At 63.8% G+C, this 17,604-nt stretch carries 17 protein-coding genes; 5 read left to right on the top strand and 12 right to left on the bottom strand.

Annotation, left to right across the window (positions count from 1 at the left end; genetic code table 11):
• Positions 1-184: 184 nt before the first annotated feature.
• Positions 185-1,369, top strand: coding sequence for an acetylornithine transaminase (locus D7S89_RS25435; RefSeq protein ID WP_121281645.1), 1,185 nt, complete (start codon positions 185-187; stop codon positions 1,367-1,369).
• Positions 1,370-1,454: 85 nt separating this feature from the next.
• Here the strand turns inward: D7S89_RS25435 and D7S89_RS25430 are convergent, their stop codons facing one another.
• From D7S89_RS25430 to D7S89_RS25395, 8 genes are all read right to left on the bottom strand, one after another.
• Positions 1,455-2,594 carry a branched-chain amino acid ABC transporter substrate-binding protein gene (locus tag D7S89_RS25430; protein WP_425470913.1) on the bottom strand — a complete coding sequence of 380 codons (1,140 nt, stop codon included), beginning with the start codon at positions 2,592-2,594 and terminating at the stop codon, positions 1,455-1,457.
• A gap of 102 nt (positions 2,595-2,696) precedes the next feature.
• A complete protein-coding gene (locus D7S89_RS25425) occupies positions 2,697-3,401 on the bottom strand; it encodes an ABC transporter ATP-binding protein (RefSeq protein ID WP_121281677.1) in 705 nt (234 codons plus the stop codon).
• 14 nt (positions 3,402-3,415) lie between these two features.
• Entirely contained in the window at positions 3,416-4,192 is a 777-nt protein-coding gene (locus tag D7S89_RS25420) for an ABC transporter ATP-binding protein (protein WP_121281643.1), read from the bottom strand.
• A gap of 25 nt (positions 4,193-4,217) precedes the next feature.
• Positions 4,218-5,387 carry an ABC transporter permease subunit gene (locus D7S89_RS25415; RefSeq protein WP_121281642.1) on the bottom strand — a complete coding sequence of 390 codons (1,170 nt, stop codon included), beginning with the start codon at positions 5,385-5,387 and terminating at the stop codon, positions 4,218-4,220.
• Positions 5,388-5,405: 18 nt separating this feature from the next.
• Entirely contained in the window at positions 5,406-6,356 is a 951-nt protein-coding gene (locus D7S89_RS25410; RefSeq protein WP_121281641.1) for a branched-chain amino acid ABC transporter permease, read from the bottom strand.
• A gap of 224 nt (positions 6,357-6,580) precedes the next feature.
• The gene (locus D7S89_RS27295; RefSeq protein WP_147426765.1) at positions 6,581-6,763 is read right to left on the bottom strand and encodes a hypothetical protein; all 183 of its coding nucleotides are present in this window, start codon (positions 6,761-6,763) and stop codon (positions 6,581-6,583) included.
• Between the two features lie 862 nt (positions 6,764-7,625).
• Positions 7,626-8,591, bottom strand: coding sequence for a 4-hydroxy-3-methylbut-2-enyl diphosphate reductase (ispH, locus tag D7S89_RS25400; RefSeq protein WP_121281639.1), 966 nt, complete (start codon positions 8,589-8,591; stop codon positions 7,626-7,628).
• A gap of 2 nt (positions 8,592-8,593) precedes the next feature.
• Positions 8,594-9,049 (bottom strand): FKBP-type peptidyl-prolyl cis-trans isomerase, encoded by a 456-nt coding sequence (locus D7S89_RS25395; RefSeq protein WP_121281638.1) that lies wholly within the window; start codon positions 9,047-9,049, stop codon positions 8,594-8,596.
• 269 nt (positions 9,050-9,318) lie between these two features.
• Here D7S89_RS25395 and radC point away from each other — a divergent pair, with 269 nt between their 5' ends.
• From radC to nadB, 4 genes are all read left to right on the top strand, one after another.
• Positions 9,319-9,963: a RadC family protein gene (radC, locus tag D7S89_RS25390; RefSeq protein ID WP_245983280.1), complete on the top strand. Its 645-nt coding sequence runs from the start codon at positions 9,319-9,321 to the stop codon at positions 9,961-9,963.
• A 305-nt stretch (positions 9,964-10,268) separates the two neighbouring features.
• Positions 10,269-10,502 carry a 50S ribosomal protein L28 gene (gene rpmB, locus D7S89_RS25385; protein ID WP_004186391.1) on the top strand — a complete coding sequence of 78 codons (234 nt, stop codon included), beginning with the start codon at positions 10,269-10,271 and terminating at the stop codon, positions 10,500-10,502.
• Positions 10,503-10,512: 10 nt separating this feature from the next.
• Complete coding sequence (rpmG, locus tag D7S89_RS25380; RefSeq protein ID WP_121281636.1) at positions 10,513-10,680, top strand: 50S ribosomal protein L33; 168 nt, start codon at positions 10,513-10,515, stop codon at positions 10,678-10,680.
• A gap of 195 nt (positions 10,681-10,875) precedes the next feature.
• Positions 10,876-12,474: an L-aspartate oxidase gene (gene nadB, locus D7S89_RS25375; RefSeq protein ID WP_121281676.1), complete on the top strand. Its 1,599-nt coding sequence runs from the start codon at positions 10,876-10,878 to the stop codon at positions 12,472-12,474.
• 105 nt (positions 12,475-12,579) lie between these two features.
• Here the strand turns inward: nadB and nadC are convergent, their stop codons facing one another.
• The 4 genes from nadC to D7S89_RS25355 form a co-directional block, all read right to left on the bottom strand.
• Entirely contained in the window at positions 12,580-13,458 is an 879-nt protein-coding gene (gene nadC, locus D7S89_RS25370) for a carboxylating nicotinate-nucleotide diphosphorylase (protein WP_425470912.1), read from the bottom strand.
• 17 nt (positions 13,459-13,475) lie between these two features.
• The gene (gene nadA, locus D7S89_RS25365) at positions 13,476-14,621 is read right to left on the bottom strand and encodes a quinolinate synthase NadA (protein ID WP_121281675.1); all 1,146 of its coding nucleotides are present in this window, start codon (positions 14,619-14,621) and stop codon (positions 13,476-13,478) included.
• 133 nt (positions 14,622-14,754) lie between these two features.
• On the bottom strand, positions 14,755-15,951 hold the full coding sequence (locus D7S89_RS25360; RefSeq protein ID WP_121281634.1) for a DesA family fatty acid desaturase: 1,197 nt from the start codon (positions 15,949-15,951) through the stop codon (positions 14,755-14,757).
• 251 nt (positions 15,952-16,202) lie between these two features.
• Positions 16,203-17,570, bottom strand: a complete 1,368-nt coding sequence (locus tag D7S89_RS25355) for a mechanosensitive ion channel family protein (protein ID WP_121281633.1) — start codon at positions 17,568-17,570, stop codon at positions 16,203-16,205.
• Between the last annotated feature and the right edge of the window lie 34 nt (positions 17,571-17,604).

The following is a 17,604-nucleotide window of genomic DNA, read 5'->3' as shown; positions in this document are numbered from 1 at the left end:
CCTGTCCGCCCTCCGACGTCGACGTTCGCTGCCCGTATGGGAAGCCGTCGGCTCGTCACGGATACGCGCTTACAAGCAGTAGCAAGACTCAGGCGCAACACCGGTTTCACAGCGAAAGCCACGGATTTCCGTGGCTTTTTTCATTTCACCCCTGACTTTCCTTTTTTGAACGGGGAGCCGCGCCATGCATTTCAATGAGTACCCGACGCAATCGCTGATGTACATCGCCAACCGACCCGAGATCGTGTTCACGCGTGGCGCGGGCTCCTGGCTGTTCGATCATGAAGGCAAGCGTTACCTCGACTTCATCCAGGGCTGGGCGGTGAACAGCCTGGGTCACTGCCATCCCGCGATGATCGAGGCGCTCGAGAAACAGGCGCGCGTGCTGATCAATCCCTCGCCCGCCTTCTACAACGAACCGATGGCGCAGCTCGCCGGCTTGCTGACCGCGCACAGCGCATTCGACAAGGTGTTCTTCGCCAATAGCGGCGCCGAAGCGAACGAAGGCGCGATCAAGCTCGCCCGCAAGTGGGGCAAAAAGTTCAAGAACGGCGCGTACGAGATCGTCACGTTCGATCAGAGCTTCCACGGCCGCACGCTCGCGACGATGTCGGCCAGCGGCAAGGCGGGCTGGGACACGATCTACGCGCCGCAAGTGCCCGGCTTTCCGAAGGCGCAGCTCAACGACATCGCTTCGGTCGAGCGGCTGATCGGCGAGAAAACCGTAGCCGTCATGCTCGAGCCGATCCAGGGCGAAGCCGGCGTGATCCCCGCCACACGCGCCTTCATGCGCGAGCTGCGTGCGGTGACGGAAAAGCACGGCGTGCTGCTGATCGTCGACGAAGTCCAAAGCGGCTGCGGTCGCGCCGGCACGCTGTTCGCGTACGAACTGGCCGGCATCGAGCCCGACATCATGACGCTCGGCAAGGGCATCGGCGGTGGCGTGCCGCTCGCGGCACTGCTCGCGAAGGAGGCGGTGACGGTGTTCGAGGCCGGCGATCAAGGCGGCACCTACAACGGCAATCCGTTGATGACGGCCGTCGGCCATGCCGTGATCTCGCAGCTGCTGGCGCCGGGCTTTCTCGAAGACGTCCGCGCGCGTGGCGAATACCTGCGCACGAAGCTGCTCGAACTATCGGCCGAGCGCGGCTTCGAAGGCGAACGCGGCGAAGGCCTGCTGCGCGCGCTCGTGCTGGGCAAGGACATCGGCCCGCAAATCGTCGAGAGGGCACGTCAGTTGCAACCCGACGGATTGCTGCTGAACTCGGCGCGGCCGAATTCTCTGCGCTTCATGCCGGCACTCACCGTCACGAACGAGGAAATCGACCAGATGATGGTGATGCTGCGCACGGTGCTCGATTCGCTCTAAGACGAAACACCACGCGGCATAACGGCAAAAAAAAACCGCATGCGCTTTCACGCATGCGGTTTTTGTGTCGGCTTGCGCCGATACATTACATCTTGACGATGTCCTTGTACGTACGGACCTTGTCCTTGTAGCCGTAGATCGAGATCACGCCGTGCTTGAGGTCGCCCTTGGCATCGAACGTCGTCTCACCGATCACACCCTTGTAGTCGGTGGTCGGCATCGCGGCCAGGATCTTGGCCGGATCGATCGAGTTCGCGCGCTTCATCGCATCGACGATGACGTACACAGCGTCATAGGTGTACGGCGAGTACAACACGACGTCTTGACCATAGCGCTTCTTGTACTTGTCCTGGAACGCTGCGCCGCCAGCCATCTTGTCGAGGCCCATGCCGGCCTGCGAGCAGATGATGTTGTCGGCAGCGTCGCCAGCCAGCTCGGCGATGTTGGCCGTGCACACGCCGTCGCCGGCGAGGATCTTCGCGCGCAGGCCCAACTGCTTGGCTTGCTTCGCGAACGGGCCGCCCACGGCGTCCATTGCACCGACCATGATCGCGTCGGGGTTCTCACCCTTGATCTTCGTCAGAATCGCGCGGAAGTCGACAGCCTTGTCGTTCGTCGCATCGTGCGACACGACGTTCAAGCCGACGCTCTTCGCCGCCTTTTCGAACTCGGTCGAGAGACCTTGGCCGTACGCCGTCGAATCGTCAACGATGGCGACCTTCTTCACGTTGAGCACCTTAGCAGCGTAGTTCGCCAGCGCCGGGCCTTGCTGCGCATCGGTCGCGACGACGCGGTACGTCGTCTTGAAGCCTTGTTGCGTGTACTTCGGATTGGTCGCCGACGGCGAGATCTGCACGATGCCGGCATCGCTGTAGATCTTCGAAGCCGGAATCGACGTACCCGACGTTTCGTGACCGACCACGCCTACGACCTTGTCGTCGACGAGCTTCTGCGCAACCTGCGTTGCTTGGCGCGGGTCACCTGCGTCGTCTTGCGGATCGAGTTGCAGCGTGACCTTCTGACCATTGATCGTGAGGCCCTTCGCGTTGATCTCTTCGATCGCGAGGCGCGCGCCGTTCTCGTTGTCCTTGCCTTGGTGAGCCGAGCCGCCCGTCAGCGGTGCCACGTGACCGATCTTCACGACCGTGTCGGCTTGAGCGGTGTTGCAAACAGCGAACAATGCCAGCGCCGCAGCTGCGGAACCCTTGATAACCGATACCTTCACTCTTCTAATCCCCTTGTTGATCGGGTTTGAACAAAGCCTTGCGAGCCCCCGCGGCTCGTTGTCGCCGCGCCCGTCATGATGCATTGGGCGCGGCGCAAATCGTCACTCGCCGAGGTAGGCGGCACGCACCTTCGGATCGTCGAGCATCTGCTTCGCATCGCCCGACATCGTGACCATACCAGAGTCCATCACATAGCCTCGATTTGCGGCCTGCAAAGCCAGACGCGCGTTCTGTTCGACGAGCAGAACGGTCAGGCCTTCCTTCGAGATGTCGCGCACGACTTCGAAGATCTTCTCGACCATGATCGGCGACAGACCCATCGACGGCTCGTCGAGCAGCAACAGCTTCGGACGGCTGATCAGCGCGCGTGCCATCGCCAGCATCTGCTGCTCGCCGCCCGACAGCGTGCCGGCCAGCTGCTTGGCCCGCTCTTTCAGACGCGGGAAGTAGCCGAACATGCGCTCGACGTCGGACTCGATGGCCGCAGTGTCGCTACGCAGGTAGGCGCCCATCTGCATGTTCTCGAGGATCGACATGCGCGCGAAAATGCCGCGGCCTTCCGGCACCATCGCCAGGCCACGCTTGAGCAGCTCGTGCGCGGGAACGCCCTTGATCGACTGGCCTTGATATTCGATATCGCCGGCCGAGTACGGCTTCAAGCCGGTGATGGCCTTCATCGTCGTCGTCTTGCCGGCGCCGTTCGCACCGATCAGCGTGACGAGCTCGCCCTGGGCGACTTCCATGTCGACGCCCTTGACCGCCTGAATGCCGCCGTAATTGACTTGCAGGCCCTTGATTTTCAACATCGGAGTATTCGCCATCAATGGACTCCTGCACCCAGATATGCCTCGATCACCTTCGGGTTCTTCTGCACGTCTTGCGGCAGACCCTCGGCGATCACCTTGCCGTAATCGAGCACCGTCATGCGATTGCACAGGTGCATCACGAGCTTCACATCGTGCTCGATCAGCAGAATCGTCTTGCCGTCGTCACGGACCTTCTCGAGCAGCCTCGTGAGCTCGAGCTTTTCGGTCGCGTTCATGCCGGCGGCCGGCTCGTCGAGCGCGAGCAGCTTCGGATCGGTCGCGAGCGCGCGGGCGATCTCGAGGCGGCGCTGGTGACCGTACGAAAGGTTGCGCGCCGTGTAATCGGCGTACTGCAGCACGCCCACGTACTCGAGCAACTCGAGTGCGCGCTCCTTGATCTCGCGCTCTTCCTGACGCTCGGCCGGCGTCTGGAACACCGCGCCGAACAGGCCGTGTTTCGTCCGCACGTGGCGGCCGACCATCACGTTCTCGAGCGCCGTCATGCCGCCGAACAGGCGGATGTTCTGGAACGTACGCGCGATACCGGCTTGCGCCACCTGGTGCACCGCCGTCGGCGTGTACGGCGAGCCGTCGAGCACGAAGTCGCCCGAATCGGGCGTGTAAAGACCGGTGATGACGTTGAAGAACGTCGTCTTGCCAGCGCCGTTCGGGCCGATCAAACCGTAGATCTGACCTTCTTCGATCTGGAGACCAACGTCCGACAACGCTTGCAGGCCGCCGAAGCGCTTGTTGACGCCCTTGACGGACAGTCGAATGGATTTGTTGCTCATTGAGTTATCTCCTACTGCCGTCCCGTTAGGCGCGCGCCGGCTTCTTCGCGCCGCGCTTGGCCAGTTTCGCGATCTTGTCTTCATGCTTCGCCGCGGGCCACAGGCCTTCCGAGCGGTACAGCATGATGATCACCATGGCCAGACCGTACAGCAGCTGACGAATCACTTCGGTGTCGATGATCTGATGACCGAACAGCCAGTGTTGCAGCGGACCCATCGTCGAACGCAGGAACTCGGGGAACACGGCGAGCAGCACCGCGCCCAGAATCACGCCAGGGATGTGACCCATGCCGCCCAGCACCACGCAGGCGAGCACGACGACCGATTCCCAGAACGTGAACGACTCGGGCGACACGAAGCCCTGGAAGCCCGCGAACATCGCACCCGACAGGCCGCCGAACGACGCGCCCATCGCGAACGCGAGCAGCTTCACGTTACGGACGTTGATGCCCATCGCCTTGGCCGCGATTTCGTCTTCGCGGATGGCAGCCCAGGCACGGCCAATACGCGAGTGCTGCAGGCGCGTGCAGACCCAGACCACGAGCAACGCGCACAGCACGAACAGGTAGTAGTACATGTACACGGCCGGGAACTGGAACCCGAACAGCGAATGCGTTTGCGAGAGGTTGAAGCCCGCGACATGAACCGGGTCGATGCCCGTGATCCCTTGCGGCCCGTTCGTGATGTTGACGGGGCGGTCGAGGTTGTTCATGAAGATCCGCACGATTTCACCGAAACCGAGCGTCACAATCGCGAGGTAATCCCCGCGCAGACGCAGCGTCGGCGCCCCGAGCAACACGCCGAATAGCGCGGCGACGCCCATCGCGACCGGCACGATCACCCAGTACGGGGCATGGATACCGCCCGGGAACACATGGGCGAACCACGCGAACTGCGTCGACAGGTGCGGCGACGTCAGCAGCGCTGCCGTGTAGGCGCCCACCGCGTAGAACGCGATGTAGCCGAGGTCCAGCAGACCGGCGAAGCCCACCACGACGTTCAGGCCGAGCGCGAGCATCACGTACAGCATCGCGAAGTCGAGCACGCGCACCCAGTAGTTGCCGCCGGCCGCGCCGATCAGCATCGGCGCAGCGATCACGAACACGGCGGTCAGCAGACCGACCGTGAGCGTCTTCGCTGCGTTTTTCTCGGGAATGAGCGTCGTGGACGGCTCGATCGGTTGAATTGAAGTCATTTTCCTTGCTCCTTGCCCTTACGCGCGGTCTGCGACACGTTCGCCAAGCAGACCCGACGGACGGAATACCAGCACGATGATGAGCACGATGAACGCGAACACGTCCTGATAGTTACTACCGAACACGCCGCCCGTCAGATCGCCGATGTAGCCGGCACCCAGCTGTTCGATCAGACCCAGCAACACGCCGCCGACCATCGCGCCGCCGAGGTTGCCGATACCGCCGAGCACGGCCGCCGTGAACGCCTTCATACCGGGGATGAAGCCCATGTAGAAGTGCGCGTTGCCGTATTCGGAAGCGATCATCACGCCGGCGAGCGCAGCGAGCGCCGAACCGATCATGAAGGTCGCGGAAATCACGAAGTTCGGGCTCACGCCCATCAGGCTGGCGACGTTCGGGTTTTCGGCGATCGCGCGCATCGCACGGCCGAGCTTCGTCTTGTGCACGAGGAGCAGCAGACCGGCCATCACGATGAAGGCGACGGCGATGATCACGATCTCAGTCATCGAGATCACGGCACCCGGCGTCGTGTCGGTCGCCTTGATCACGTTGATCGGATCGGTCGGCAGCAGCTGCGGGAACGGCAGCGGGTTGCGCGACCAGATCATCATCGCGAGCGTCTGGAGCAGGATCGACACGCCGATGGCGGTGATCAAGGGAGCCAGACGCGGCGCGCGGCGCAGCGGCCGGTACGCGATGCGCTCGATCGTGTAGCCGACGAACGCGCAGACGACGGCGGCGATCGCGAGCGCGATGATCAGTGTCGGCACGTGGCCAAGTCCGGGGAAGTGGTTCTGCAGCACCGTGATGGCCGACAAGGCGACCATCGCTCCGACCATCAGCACGTCGCCGTGAGCGAAGTTGATGATGCCCAAGATGCCGTAAACCATCGTATAGCCCAGTGCGATGATGGCGTAGACGCTACCAAGCACCAGACCATTGAGGATCTGCTGGATGAAGATATCCATTTAAAGCTCCTTAGCCCGTGCGACTGGATTCTCGCTTCACATCCGCCACAACATGGACGGCAAGCAAAAATCGCAACGGCACTGCGGGTACTGATAAAAAGACCGGTAAGGGTTAGCCGCCCCACGCGCGCCGCAGGAATCCAAGTCCCGGCGGCAGCCCGATAAAGGCGGATGCAAAAACGGCACCGTCGCGTATGCGGTGCCGTCGCGTGCATGCTCCGTCACTACACCTTCACGGCGTCGAGGACCGTTTTTTCTTCACTGTCCTTGAAGTCGTGAAGCGTAATGGCGCCGCGGCTCGAACCGCCCCCGGCACCGCATGCAACTTGCGCGACCGACACGCTCGTGCGTGCGGACGACATGGCATACGGCATCGCGGACGCGTCCAGCGAAGCGGCGCGCTTCATTGCGCCGGCAGCCGCACAAACGGCTTTGGGCGCCAACGGCGCGTTACCCCGCGCCGGCGTGCGGGAGCGGCTTTCGCGATCGCCCGCGAAGCCTGCATCCAGGCGCCGTTCCGCAGGCATCGAAGCCGCCCGCCGAAAAGCGCGATGTCGCACCGCGCGAAGCGCGGAGTCCATCACCCTGCCGGCACGCACGCCGCCACCTGCAAGGATTTTTGCTCCGATTTCGAGTGCGCCCAGCCGGGTAGGCCACACACTCGCCGAAATTGTTCCGCCGCACATACGCGTGCCCGACCGAACGCGCTCGTGACGCGTGATCGTCGCGACCATCGCGGCGCCAGATAGCCATGCATCCTTCGTGAATCGGAGTGCCGCCGGCGTTCCGATTTGATTGTCCTTGTCGAAGGGCATGACCAGTGCCGCGTCATTCGCGGCATGCATGAGGTTGACGATAGTCGACTCGTCTGCGGACGCTGCGGCAGCTGTTGCCGCAGAACCGGTGCTCGCCCCGCCGCCGCTCGCTGTACTGACCGCGGCGTAAGCAAACTGGAATTGCATTAACTAGGTCTCCTGCGCCTTGCTAAACCGTTGCCTAAGACTCCAGGAGCCTTGAGGACGGGCGCATTGTAACTCCAATTACAGTGCGGCCAATATGCTGAACCGGCAGGGTTTTCCTGCATTGCAACCTTTTTTTCGCGCACTTATTCGGTGCATGTTGCAACCGGGTTGCAACTTTTGTGCTGATTTTAGGAGCAACCGCTGTATTCCTCTGGTCAACGCAAATAAAAAAAGCGCGCCTGATGAGGCGCGCTCCTTTGATTAAAAAAGATTAATGGTCGTAAAATGGACCGACTGGTCCGACCATTTAACTCGGCAGCGTCAACCCGCGTGGAAGCGGAAATGCGATGCTTTCCTCGATGCCTTCGAGTGCCCGCACGTTGCGCGCACCAAGTTCGTGCAGACGTTCGATCACCGCCTGCGCCAGCACCTCGGGCGCCGATGCGCCCGCCGTCACGCCGATGCGGCGCTTGCCTTCGACCCAAGCCGGATCGATTTGGGCGGGCGAGTCGACCATATACGCCGGCACGCCGCGCTTTTCGGCCACTTCACGAAGACGATTCGAGTTCGAGCTGTTCGGGCTGCCGACGACGATGACGACGTCGCATTGCGGCGCCATGAACTTCACGGCGTCCTGGCGGTTTTGCGTGGCGTAGCAGATATCCTGCTTCTTCGGCTCGCGGATCGCCGGAAAACGCGCCTTCAGCGCGGCGATGATCTCGGCCGCGTCGTCGACCGACAGCGTCGTTTGCGTGACGAATGCGATCCGTTCCGGGTCGGCGACTTCGAGCGCGTTGACGTCCTCGATGCTCTCGACCAGATACATGCCCTCGCCGCACTGCCCCATCGTGCCTTCGACCTCGGGGTGGCCCTTGTGGCCGATCATGACGATGTCGAGCCCTTCCTGGCGCATCTTCGCCACTTCGATGTGCACCTTCGTGACGAGCGGACAGGTGGCGTCATAGATGCGCAGCCCGCGCGCCTCGGCCTCTTCGCGCACGGCTTTGGACACGCCGTGAGCACTGAAGATGACGGTGCTGCCAGCCGGCACTTCATCGAGCAGCTCGACGAACACGGCGCCCTTCTTGCGCAGATCGTCGACGACGTAGGCGTTGTGGACGATTTCATGGCGCACGTAGATCGGCGCACCGAACAGCTTGATCGCGCGCTCGACGATCTCGATCGCGCGATCGACGCCCGCACAAAAGCCGCGCGGCTGGGCCAGCAGGATTTCTGCCTCGGCGGCGGCGAGAGAGGTGTCCATGAGGCTCATGATTACAGGATCCCGATGATTTTGACTTCGAAGGTCAGCGCCTGACCCGCCAGCGGATGATTGAAATCGAACAGTGCGGACGTTTCGCCGATTTCCTTGAGCACACCCGCGTAGCGGCCGCCGTCGGGCGCGTTGAATTCGATCAGGTCGCCGGGGGCGAACTCCTCGCCGATCATGCCGTTCTCGCGCAGCGCGGCCAGCGAGACGCGCTGGATCAAATCGGGGTTGCGCGGACCGAAGGCCCGGCCGGCCTCTAGCTGAAAGGTCGATTGGCGCCCCACCTTCATGCCCACGAGAATCTCTTCGAGCGGCGGCGCCAGTTGGCCGGCGCCGAGCAGCAACGTAGCCGGCTTGTCGCCGAAGGTGTTGACGATGTCGGCGCCATCGGCAAGCGAAAGCCGGTAGTGAAGCGTGACGTGCGAGCCGGGTTTCACTTCTGAAATGTCGATGATGCTCATGGAATAACTCGTTCGGTCGAGGCGCAATGCGTGCGCCCGCGCGCGGAAAACGGAAGGCTGGCGACCGAGTCCGGCGCAAAGTCACCATTGTAAGCCACCTGGCGGCCCGCGGGCGGGCGCGGCTCGCGACGAGCCGCGCGGCGCTTTCGTGCGGGCCGCGCTACCGGGAGATAGAAAATATGTCGGATAGTTCCGGCACGTCGGGCGCTGGAGCGCTCACCGCCGATTCCATCGTACCGCTGCCGCCCGGCGCCCCGCCCTGGCGCGACATGCCGCGTGAGCGACTGTTCGACGCAGGCGCGCAAGCGCTGTCGGATACCGAGCTCGTCGCCATCTTTCTGGGCTCGGGCCTGCCGGGCCACAACGTATTCGAGCTCGCCCGCACGCTGCTCGCGCGGTTCGGTTCGCTGCGCGCGCTGCTCGATGCCCAGCCTGCCGACTTCCAAGGGCTGCGCGGCATCGGGCCGGCCAAGACGGCGGTGCTGCTCGCCGTCGTCGAAATGGCGCGGCGCGCGCTCGCCGAAAAATTGCGCGAGCGGCCCCTTGTCGATTCGAGCGCGGCCGTCGAGGATTACGTGCGCCTCCTGATCGGCGCGCGGACCCACGAAGTCTTCCTGTGCCTGTTTCTCGACGCGCGGCACCACCTCATCGACAGCGAGGAGACTGCCCACGGCTCCCTCACGCGCATGGCCGTCTATCCGCGCGAAATCGTGCGGCGCGCGCTCACCGTCAACGCCGCGAGCCTCATCGTCGCGCACAATCACCCGTCGGGCGCCGCCACGCCGAGCGCGAGCGACCGCCAGCTCACGCGCGTGCTGCGCGACGCGCTCGCGCTGATCGACGTGCGGCTCATCGACCACCTCGTCGTGGGCGCCAACACGGTATTCTCGTTCGCGCGCGCGGGCTGGCTGTGACGGCAAGCTTTCGATTCGCCTGCAGGCGCGTGGACTGGGCCTGCGCAGCGCACTGGAAGCCAGATGCAAATTCGGTTTGATTTTTCGGCGCTTTTTCTGCTAGAATCGCCGTCTGCCTGTTTCCAACCCCGTTCAGAAGTCTGGGCGTGGTCGTCGTTCAGGTCTTTGTATGGACCCGAACCCCCGGCGGGATGCGGCTCTCAGGCCCCTCACCGAGGGAAAAAAACCGACCGGAACGGAACCTGCTTGTCAGGTCCGCCCCAGGCTCGAACCCCGAATTTAAAGCGTTTTAGGAGTGCTCTCATATGGCACGCGTATGCCAAGTTACTGGGAAAGCGCCGATGAGCGGCAACAACGTTTCCCACGCAAATAACAAAACCAAGCGGCGCTTCCTGCCGAACCTGCAAAACCGCCGTTTCTGGGTGGAAAGCGAAAACCGTTGGGTGCGTCTGCGCGTTTCGAACGCGGGTCTGCGCCTGATCGACAAGAACGGCATCGACTCCGTGCTCGCCGATCTGCGCGCACGCGGCGAAGCTTAAGGAGTAAATCATGGCGAAAGGCGCACGCGACAAGATCAAGCTGGAGTCGACCGCAGGCACGGGTCACTTCTACACGACCACCAAGAACAAGCGCAACATGCCGGAAAAGATGGCGATCATGAAGTTCGATCCCGTCGTCCGCAAGCATGTTGAGTACAAGGAAACGAAGATCAAGTAATTGATCCTTCGAGCCTGACACAAGAAAAAGCCCCGCCTCGTTGCGGGGCTTTTTCGTTGGTGCGTCCGTGGAGAAGCTCCCCCCCTAGTTGTGGGCACTAGCTGCTCGCATGCTCGGCGCGGTATGCTGTTCGGCTTGTCACAGAGGGCGCGTTACGGCGCGCACGCGCTGAACCAAGGACACAGGAACGCAGAAATGAATTTCGATGTCGTGATCGTAGGCAGCGGGTTGGCGGGGCTGACAGTCGCATTGAATCTTGCCGATACGCGGCGCGTCGCCGTGATCGCCAAGCGGTCGATGACCGAAGGTGCCAGCGATTGGGCCCAGGGCGGCATCGCCGCAGTGCTCGACTCGACCGATAGCGTGGAAAACCATGTGCGCGACACGCTCGTGGCCGGCGCAGGCCTGTGCGACGAAGCCGCCACGCGTTTCATCGTCGAAGGTGGCCGCAAGTCCATCGAATGGCTGATCGACCAAGGCGTGCCGTTCACGCGCGATGACGCGGCAGAGCTGGGCTTTCATCTGACGCGTGAAGGCGGCCACAGCCATCGGCGCATCATCCATGCTGCCGACGCCACGGGGCATGCCGTCGTCGCGACGCTGTCCGAACGCGTACGCCAGCATCCCAACATCACGCTGCTCGAAGACCACCACGCGATCGACCTCATCACCTCCGATCGCCTCGGCCTGCCCGGCCGGCGCTGCCACGGCCTGTATGCGCTCGACGTCGCAAGCGGGCGCACCGTCACGCTCGAAGCCCAGCACACCGTGCTCGCGACCGGCGGCGCCGGCAAGGTCTATCTGTACACGACGAATCCCGATACCGCGACCGGCGACGGCATCGCAATGGCGTGGCGCGCCGGGTGCCGCGTCGCGAACATGGAGTTCATCCAGTTCCACCCGACCTGCCTGTTCCACCCGTACGCGAAATCGTTCCTGATCTCGGAAGCGGTGCGCGGCGAAGGCGGACGCCTGCTGCTGCCCGACGGCACGCGCTTCATGCCTGCCCACGACGAACGCGCCGAGCTCGCGCCGCGCGATATCGTGGCGCGCGCGATCGACTTTGAAATCAAGAAGCGCGGCATCGACTGCGTCTATCTCGACATCAGCCATCAGCCGGCCGCCTTCCTGAAAGAGCACTTTCCGACCATCCTCGCGCGCTGCCTCGAGTTCGGTATCGACATCACGAAGGACCCGATTCCCGTTGTTCCGGCCGCGCACTACACATGCGGCGGCGTCGTAACCGACCTGGCCGGACGCACCGATCTGGCAGGCCTCTATGCCGTCGGCGAAACGTCCTGCACGGGGCTGCATGGCGCAAACCGACTCGCGAGCAATTCGCTGCTCGAATGCCTTGTCGTGGGCCGTGCGGCCGCTCAAGCGATTGAGAGCGAAGGATTCGATGCGGCCGCGCATGCTCCGCTGCCCGACTGGGACGAAAGCCGTGTTTCGGACCCGGACGAGGAAGTCGTCGTCGCCCACAACTGGGATGAACTGCGCCGGCTCATGTGGAATTACGTCGGCATCGTGCGCACCGATAAGCGGCTCACGCGGGCCAAGCACCGCATCGCGCTGCTGCGCGATGAAATCCAGGAGTACTACGCCAACTTCAAGGTCAGCCGCGATCTGCTCGAGCTGCGCAATCTCGTCGACGTGGCTGCATTGATCGTCGACGGCGCGCGTTCGCGACGCGAAAGCCGCGGCCTGCACTTCTCGCGCGACTGGCCCTCCGCCCTGCCCAAGGCGCTGCCGACCGTCCTGTCGCCCGAGCGCGTGCGCAACCGACAGGTCTGACGGCACGCGACGCCCCGCCAAACAAAAAGCCGCTGCACTCACCATGCAGCGGCTTTTTTGTTTTCGGGCCGGCGTCAAGCGCCAAACCCGCCCCCCCCTCGCAGATCAAACGAGTCGCATCGAGTAGTCGGTGGCGCGCACGTCCTTCGTCAGCGCACCGATCGAAATGCGGTCGACCCCCGTCTCGGCGATCGTGCGGACCGTCTCGAGATTCACCCCGCCCGACACCTCGAGCACCGCGCGCCCTGCCGTCAGCTTCACGGCATCACGCATCGCGTCGTACGAAAAGTTGTCGAGCAAGACCGACTGCGCGCGATGCGCGAGCGCCGACTCGAGCTGTTCGAGCGTTTCGACCTCGATCTGCACCGACACCCCCGCGTCGAGCGCGAACGCGGCCTCGAGCGCCGGCCCCACGCCGCCAGCGGCGGCGATGTGGTTTTCCTTGATCAGAATGCCGTCGTACAGCGCGAGCCGCTGGTTCGCGCCGCCGCCCACGCGCACGGCGTACTTTTGCGCGAGGCGTAGCCCCGGCAGCGTCTTGCGCGTGTCGAGAATACGCGCGCGTGTGCCCGCGATCGTATCGACGTAGCGGCGCGTGGCTGTTGCAACGCCGGACAACAATTGCAGGAAGTTGAGCCCGTTGCGCTCGGCCGTGAGCAACGCACGCGCGGGGCCGTGCAGCACGCACACGAGCGAATCGGCAGCCATGCGCTCCCCTTCGCGGTAGCGCCATTCGACCGCGATCGACGGGTCGACGCTGCGCATGACCGCTTCGAACCACGGCACACCGCACAGCACAGCCTCTTCCCGCACGATGATGCGCGCTTCGCGCACGGCATCGGCCGACACGAGCCGGCCCGTCAAATCGCCGCTGCCGACGTCTTCGGCCAGCGTATCGGCGACGTTACGCGCGAGCGCGGCATCGAACGCCGCCCCATACTCGGCACGAATCTCGGCAAACAACGGCGAGACGGTCTCTTCCATCGACGGCGAGCCTCCCATTAAGCGGCCCCCACGTTCGCAAACAACGCACCGTCGCGCGCGAGGTCGCCGCTCGTCTGGACGCGCCGCTTGTGCTCGGCGGCGAATGCCAGCATACGGTCGATCGGCCGACGCGCACGCTCAGCGATGGCCGGATCCACGAAGATCTCGTTGTTGCCGCGCTCGAGCACCTCGGCGAGGTTCGCCAGCCCGTTCATGGCCATCCACGGGCAATGCGCGCAGCTCTTGCAGGTCGCGCTGTTGCCGGCCGTCGGCGCCTCGATGAACGTCTTGCCGGGTGCAGCGAGCCGCATCTTATGCAAGATGCCGAGGTCGGTCGCGACGATGAAATGCGTGGCGTCGAGCCGCTTGGCCGCGTCGATGAGCTGCGTCGTCGAGCCGACCACGTCGGCCAGTGCGACCACGCCTTCGGGCGACTCGGGATGCACGAGCACCTTCGCATGCGGGTACTGCGCGCGCAGCACATCGAGCTCGATGCCCTTGAACTCGTCATGCACGAGGCACGAGCCCTGCCACAACAGCATGTCCGCGCCCGTCTTCTTCTGAATGTAGTTGCCCAGGTGGCGGTCGGGCGCCCACAGGATCTTCTCGCCGCGCGCGTGCAGGTCCGCGACGATCTCCAAGCCGATCGACGACGTCACCATCCAGTCCGCGCGCGCCTTCACGGCCGCGCTCGTATTCGCGTAGACGACGACGGTCCGATCCGGGTGCGCATCGCAAAACGCCGAGAATTCGTCGGCCGGACAGCCGAGATCGAGTGAGCACGTCGCGTCGAGGTCGGGCATCAGGATGCGCTTGTCGGGGCTCAGAATCTTGGCCGTTTCGCCCATGAAGCGCACGCCGGCCACGATGAGCGTCTTCGCTTCGTGATCGCGTCCGAAGCGCGCCATTTCGAGCGAATCGGCCACGCAGCCGCCCGTCTCGTCGGCCAGCTCCTGAAGCTCCGCATCGACGTAGTAGTGCGCAACGAGCACCGCCTTCTCGCGTTCGAGCAGCGCGCGAATCCGCGCCTTCAGCTCGGCCCGCTCTTCCTTCGACGGCGCCGGCGGCACCTTCGCCCAGGCTTGCCCGACGCCGCACACGGCACCGGCGCCGCTCGTCACGAGCGGCTTATCAAATTCGACAGTCTTGATCCTCGAGTCCACCATGATCTCCGCTGCACGATAGGCTCGCCTCCAAAATGGGGAGGAAAGCTGAGCGCATTTTGGACGCCTCAAAAAGCAACACCCCGCCAGCGCGGGGTGTTGTGACGTCTCGAAATTTTAAAGGATTTCGTCGTCAGGCGTAGCGACGCAAGCGCAGCGCAAACTCCTGCAGCGCCTTGATGCCGCTCTGTTCAGCGCGATGGCACCAGTCCTGCAATTGCGCGAGCAGTTGTTCGCGCGAAGCGTTCGATCGCTCCCAGATCGCGGTCAGATCGTTGCGCAGCTCGATGAACGTGCGCAGCGTCTGGCTGTTCGCGAAGATCTCGGGCAACTGGCTGCGTTGCGGTTCGTCCAGACCCGCTTCGTCCTTGTGGAACCACTTGCGGGCGCCGTGCATGAGCAAATACTTTTCGCGTGCGCCGATTTCCTTGAGGCGCACGAGCTCCTGGCGGTACGCGCGCTTGACCGTCTTCCCGTAGCGCGCCATCACCTCATAGCGGTTGGACAGCACGGCTTGCAGCGTGTCCTGATCGAGCACGAGCTTGCGCGCGGCCAGACGCGGCGTGGGCGCGACCTTCTTGACCTTGGCCAGGCGCAGCGCCGACAGGCAGCGGATGTACCCCCAGCCGATGTCGAACTCGAACCACTTGTTCGACAGCTTGGCCGACGTCGCGTACGTGTGGTGGTTGTTGTGCAGTTCCTCGCCGCCGATCAGGATGCCCCACGGGAAGATGTTCGTGCTGGCGTCGGCCGAGTTGAAGTTGCGGTAGCCCCAGAAGTGCGCGAGACCGTTGACGACGCCGGCCGCCCAGAACGGGATCCAGATCATCTGCACGGCCCAGACGCTCAGGCCGGCGATGCCGAACAGCGCGACGTCGATGACCATCATCATGCTGACGCCGAGAATCGGGTACTTCGAATACAGGTTGCGCTCGATCCAGTCGTTCGGCGTGCCGTGGCTGAAGCGGCGCAGCGTCTCTTCGTTCTTCGCTTCGGCGCGGTACAACTCCGCCCCTTCGAGCAGCACCTTCCAGATGCCGCGCGTTTGCGGGCTGTGCGGATCCTCTTCGGTTTCGCACTTCGCGTGGTGCTTGCGGTGGATCGCGGCCCACTGGCCGGTCAGCATGCCCGTCGTGAGCCAGAGCCACGCGCGGAAGAAATGGCTGACGACCGGGTGCAGATCGAGCGCACGGTGCGCCTGGCAGCGGTGTAGATAGACCGTGACGCCGATGATCGTCACGTGCGTGACGGCCAGCGTGAACAACACGATTTGCCACCACGAGAAGTGAAGCGAACCGTGCGCCAAAAAGTCGAGCAGGGAATTCAGCAAGGCAATTTACCTGTGGAGCGGCGACCCCGCCCGGACGGCGGAATGTCAAAAAGATGAAAGCAGGCTTTCAAGCTGGACGGCATTTTACTTCAACCGTCGCAAGTCGTTGTAACAAATGAATTTTTTTTGCGGTGCAAGATACATCGGGCCAGATCGCAGGCCGCTCGCGGCGTGCTTCTGCGCGCCGTTGCGGCCTTTCGTCGCTGCCTCGCCGCGGCCTTTGAAACCGCTCGACGCGCCCTCTGGCAACGTCAAGCGGCGTCCGATGCGTCGCGCGCCAACCGAGCGCCTGCTCCGCCCCCGTTTTCGGCATCGGCAAGGCTTGTCGGCAGCTGACCGACGATGCGGACGTCGCGCGTCGGGTACGGAATCGCAATGCCGTGCTCTTTGAACAGCCGCCAGAGGTTCAGATTGACGGCCGAGCGCACGGCGGACGTGCCCTTGGCGGCCTCCTCGATCCAGTAGCCGAGCTCGAGGTTGATGCCGTCGGCACCGAAGCTCACGAAGTACGGCGTCGGTGCCGGATCCTCGAGTACGCGCGGCACGCCCTGCGCCGCTTGCGGCAGCAGCGCCAGGGCTCGCTCGAGGTCGGACGTATAGGCGATCTGCACCGCGGCCTTCGCGTAGCCGCGCGTGAGATAAGACGAGTGGTTCTGTACGACGTCGGTGATGAGCTTTTCGTTCGGGATCAGCGTCTCGATGCCGTCGAGCCCGCGCACGGTCGTGTAACGCGTGCTGATCTGCGTGACCATGCCTTGCAGGCCCGCGACGTTGATCGTGTCGCCGATGCGCAGCGACCGGTCGATCAGGATGATGAAGCCCGACACGTAATTGCTTGCGATCTTCTGCAAGCCGAAGCCGAGGCCGACGCCGAGCGCGCCGCCGAACACGCCGAGCACGGTGATGTCGATGCCGACGAGCGACAGACTGATCAGCACGGCCGCAAGCACCAGCAGCGCCCGGCCCACGCGCGCGAGCACGGCCTTCAGGTTCGCGTCGATCGAGGTGGCCCGCATGACGCGATCCTCGAAAGCCGAGCCGAGCCACAGCGCGACGATCATCGTCGCGCAGACCCACAGCAGGCCCGTGGACAGCGACAGCAGCGTCATGTGCGCGTTGGCGATGCGAAAGTGCACGGTGCCCATCCAGCGCAGCACCTGGTCCTGGATGCCGAGCACCGTGAGTCCCATGCCGGTCCAGACCAGCACCGTCACGATCTTCTCGGCGAGAAACAGCCAGGTGTGCGCCTGCCCGTCGCTGCCGAACACACGTCGCGCAACGAAGAACAGGCTGTAGATCAGCGCGATGCCGAACAGCGGCACGAACGCGAGCTCGAGCAGCGACGTCGACATGTAGTCGTCGAGAATCGTCTGTTCGAGCCAGACGAACACCGCGCCGAGCAGCGGAAACAGCGCCTTGTGCAGGCTTTCGGCGCCGAATCTCTGCCCTCCGCGACGCTCCCGCCCGCGCCGTTCGAGCTTGCGGCGCAGCAAGCGGGCGAGCAGCCAGGCGACGAGCAGCGTGCCGAGGAGCGTGCCGCCCTGCCAGATCATGACGGGCTGCCCGTAGTCGCGGACGATGCCTTCCAACATGTGCGAAAGAATGTGGTTCTGTGTCATGCCCATGGAACGCCGACGGCGCTGAGCCGTCGGA

The organism is Trinickia fusca (assembly GCF_003628145.1).
GTDB lineage: Bacteria > Pseudomonadota > Gammaproteobacteria > Burkholderiales > Burkholderiaceae > Trinickia > Trinickia fusca.
This window is presented reverse-complemented; position numbering and strand designations above follow the sequence as displayed.

Bases quoted from the DNA above. Each gene is read 5' to 3' on its own strand.
- D7S89_RS25435 (WP_121281645.1), top strand. From the start codon at position 185: ATGCATTTCAATGAGTACCCGACGCAATCGCTGATGTACATCGCCAAC.
- D7S89_RS25425 (WP_121281677.1), bottom strand. From the start codon at position 3,401: ATGTTGAAAATCAAGGGCCTGCAAGTCAATTACGGCGGCATTCAGGCG.
- D7S89_RS25420 (WP_121281643.1), bottom strand. From the start codon at position 4,192: ATGAGCAACAAATCCATTCGACTGTCCGTCAAGGGCGTCAACAAGCGC.
- D7S89_RS25415 (WP_121281642.1), bottom strand. From the start codon at position 5,387: ATGACTTCAATTCAACCGATCGAGCCGTCCACGACGCTCATTCCCGAG.
- D7S89_RS25410 (WP_121281641.1), bottom strand. From the start codon at position 6,356: ATGGATATCTTCATCCAGCAGATCCTCAATGGTCTGGTGCTTGGTAGC.
- D7S89_RS27295 (WP_147426765.1), bottom strand. From the start codon at position 6,763: ATGAAGCGCGCCGCTTCGCTGGACGCGTCCGCGATGCCGTATGCCATG.
- ispH (WP_121281639.1), bottom strand. From the start codon at position 8,591: ATGAGCCTCATGGACACCTCTCTCGCCGCCGCCGAGGCAGAAATCCTG.
- D7S89_RS25395 (WP_121281638.1), bottom strand. From the start codon at position 9,049: ATGAGCATCATCGACATTTCAGAAGTGAAACCCGGCTCGCACGTCACG.
- radC (WP_245983280.1), top strand. From the start codon at position 9,319: ATGCCGCGTGAGCGACTGTTCGACGCAGGCGCGCAAGCGCTGTCGGAT.
- rpmB (WP_004186391.1), top strand. From the start codon at position 10,269: ATGGCACGCGTATGCCAAGTTACTGGGAAAGCGCCGATGAGCGGCAAC.
- rpmG (WP_121281636.1), top strand. From the start codon at position 10,513: ATGGCGAAAGGCGCACGCGACAAGATCAAGCTGGAGTCGACCGCAGGC.
- nadB (WP_121281676.1), top strand. From the start codon at position 10,876: ATGAATTTCGATGTCGTGATCGTAGGCAGCGGGTTGGCGGGGCTGACA.
- nadC (WP_425470912.1), bottom strand. From the start codon at position 13,458: ATGGAAGAGACCGTCTCGCCGTTGTTTGCCGAGATTCGTGCCGAGTAT.
- D7S89_RS25355 (WP_121281633.1), bottom strand. From the start codon at position 17,570: ATGACACAGAACCACATTCTTTCGCACATGTTGGAAGGCATCGTCCGC.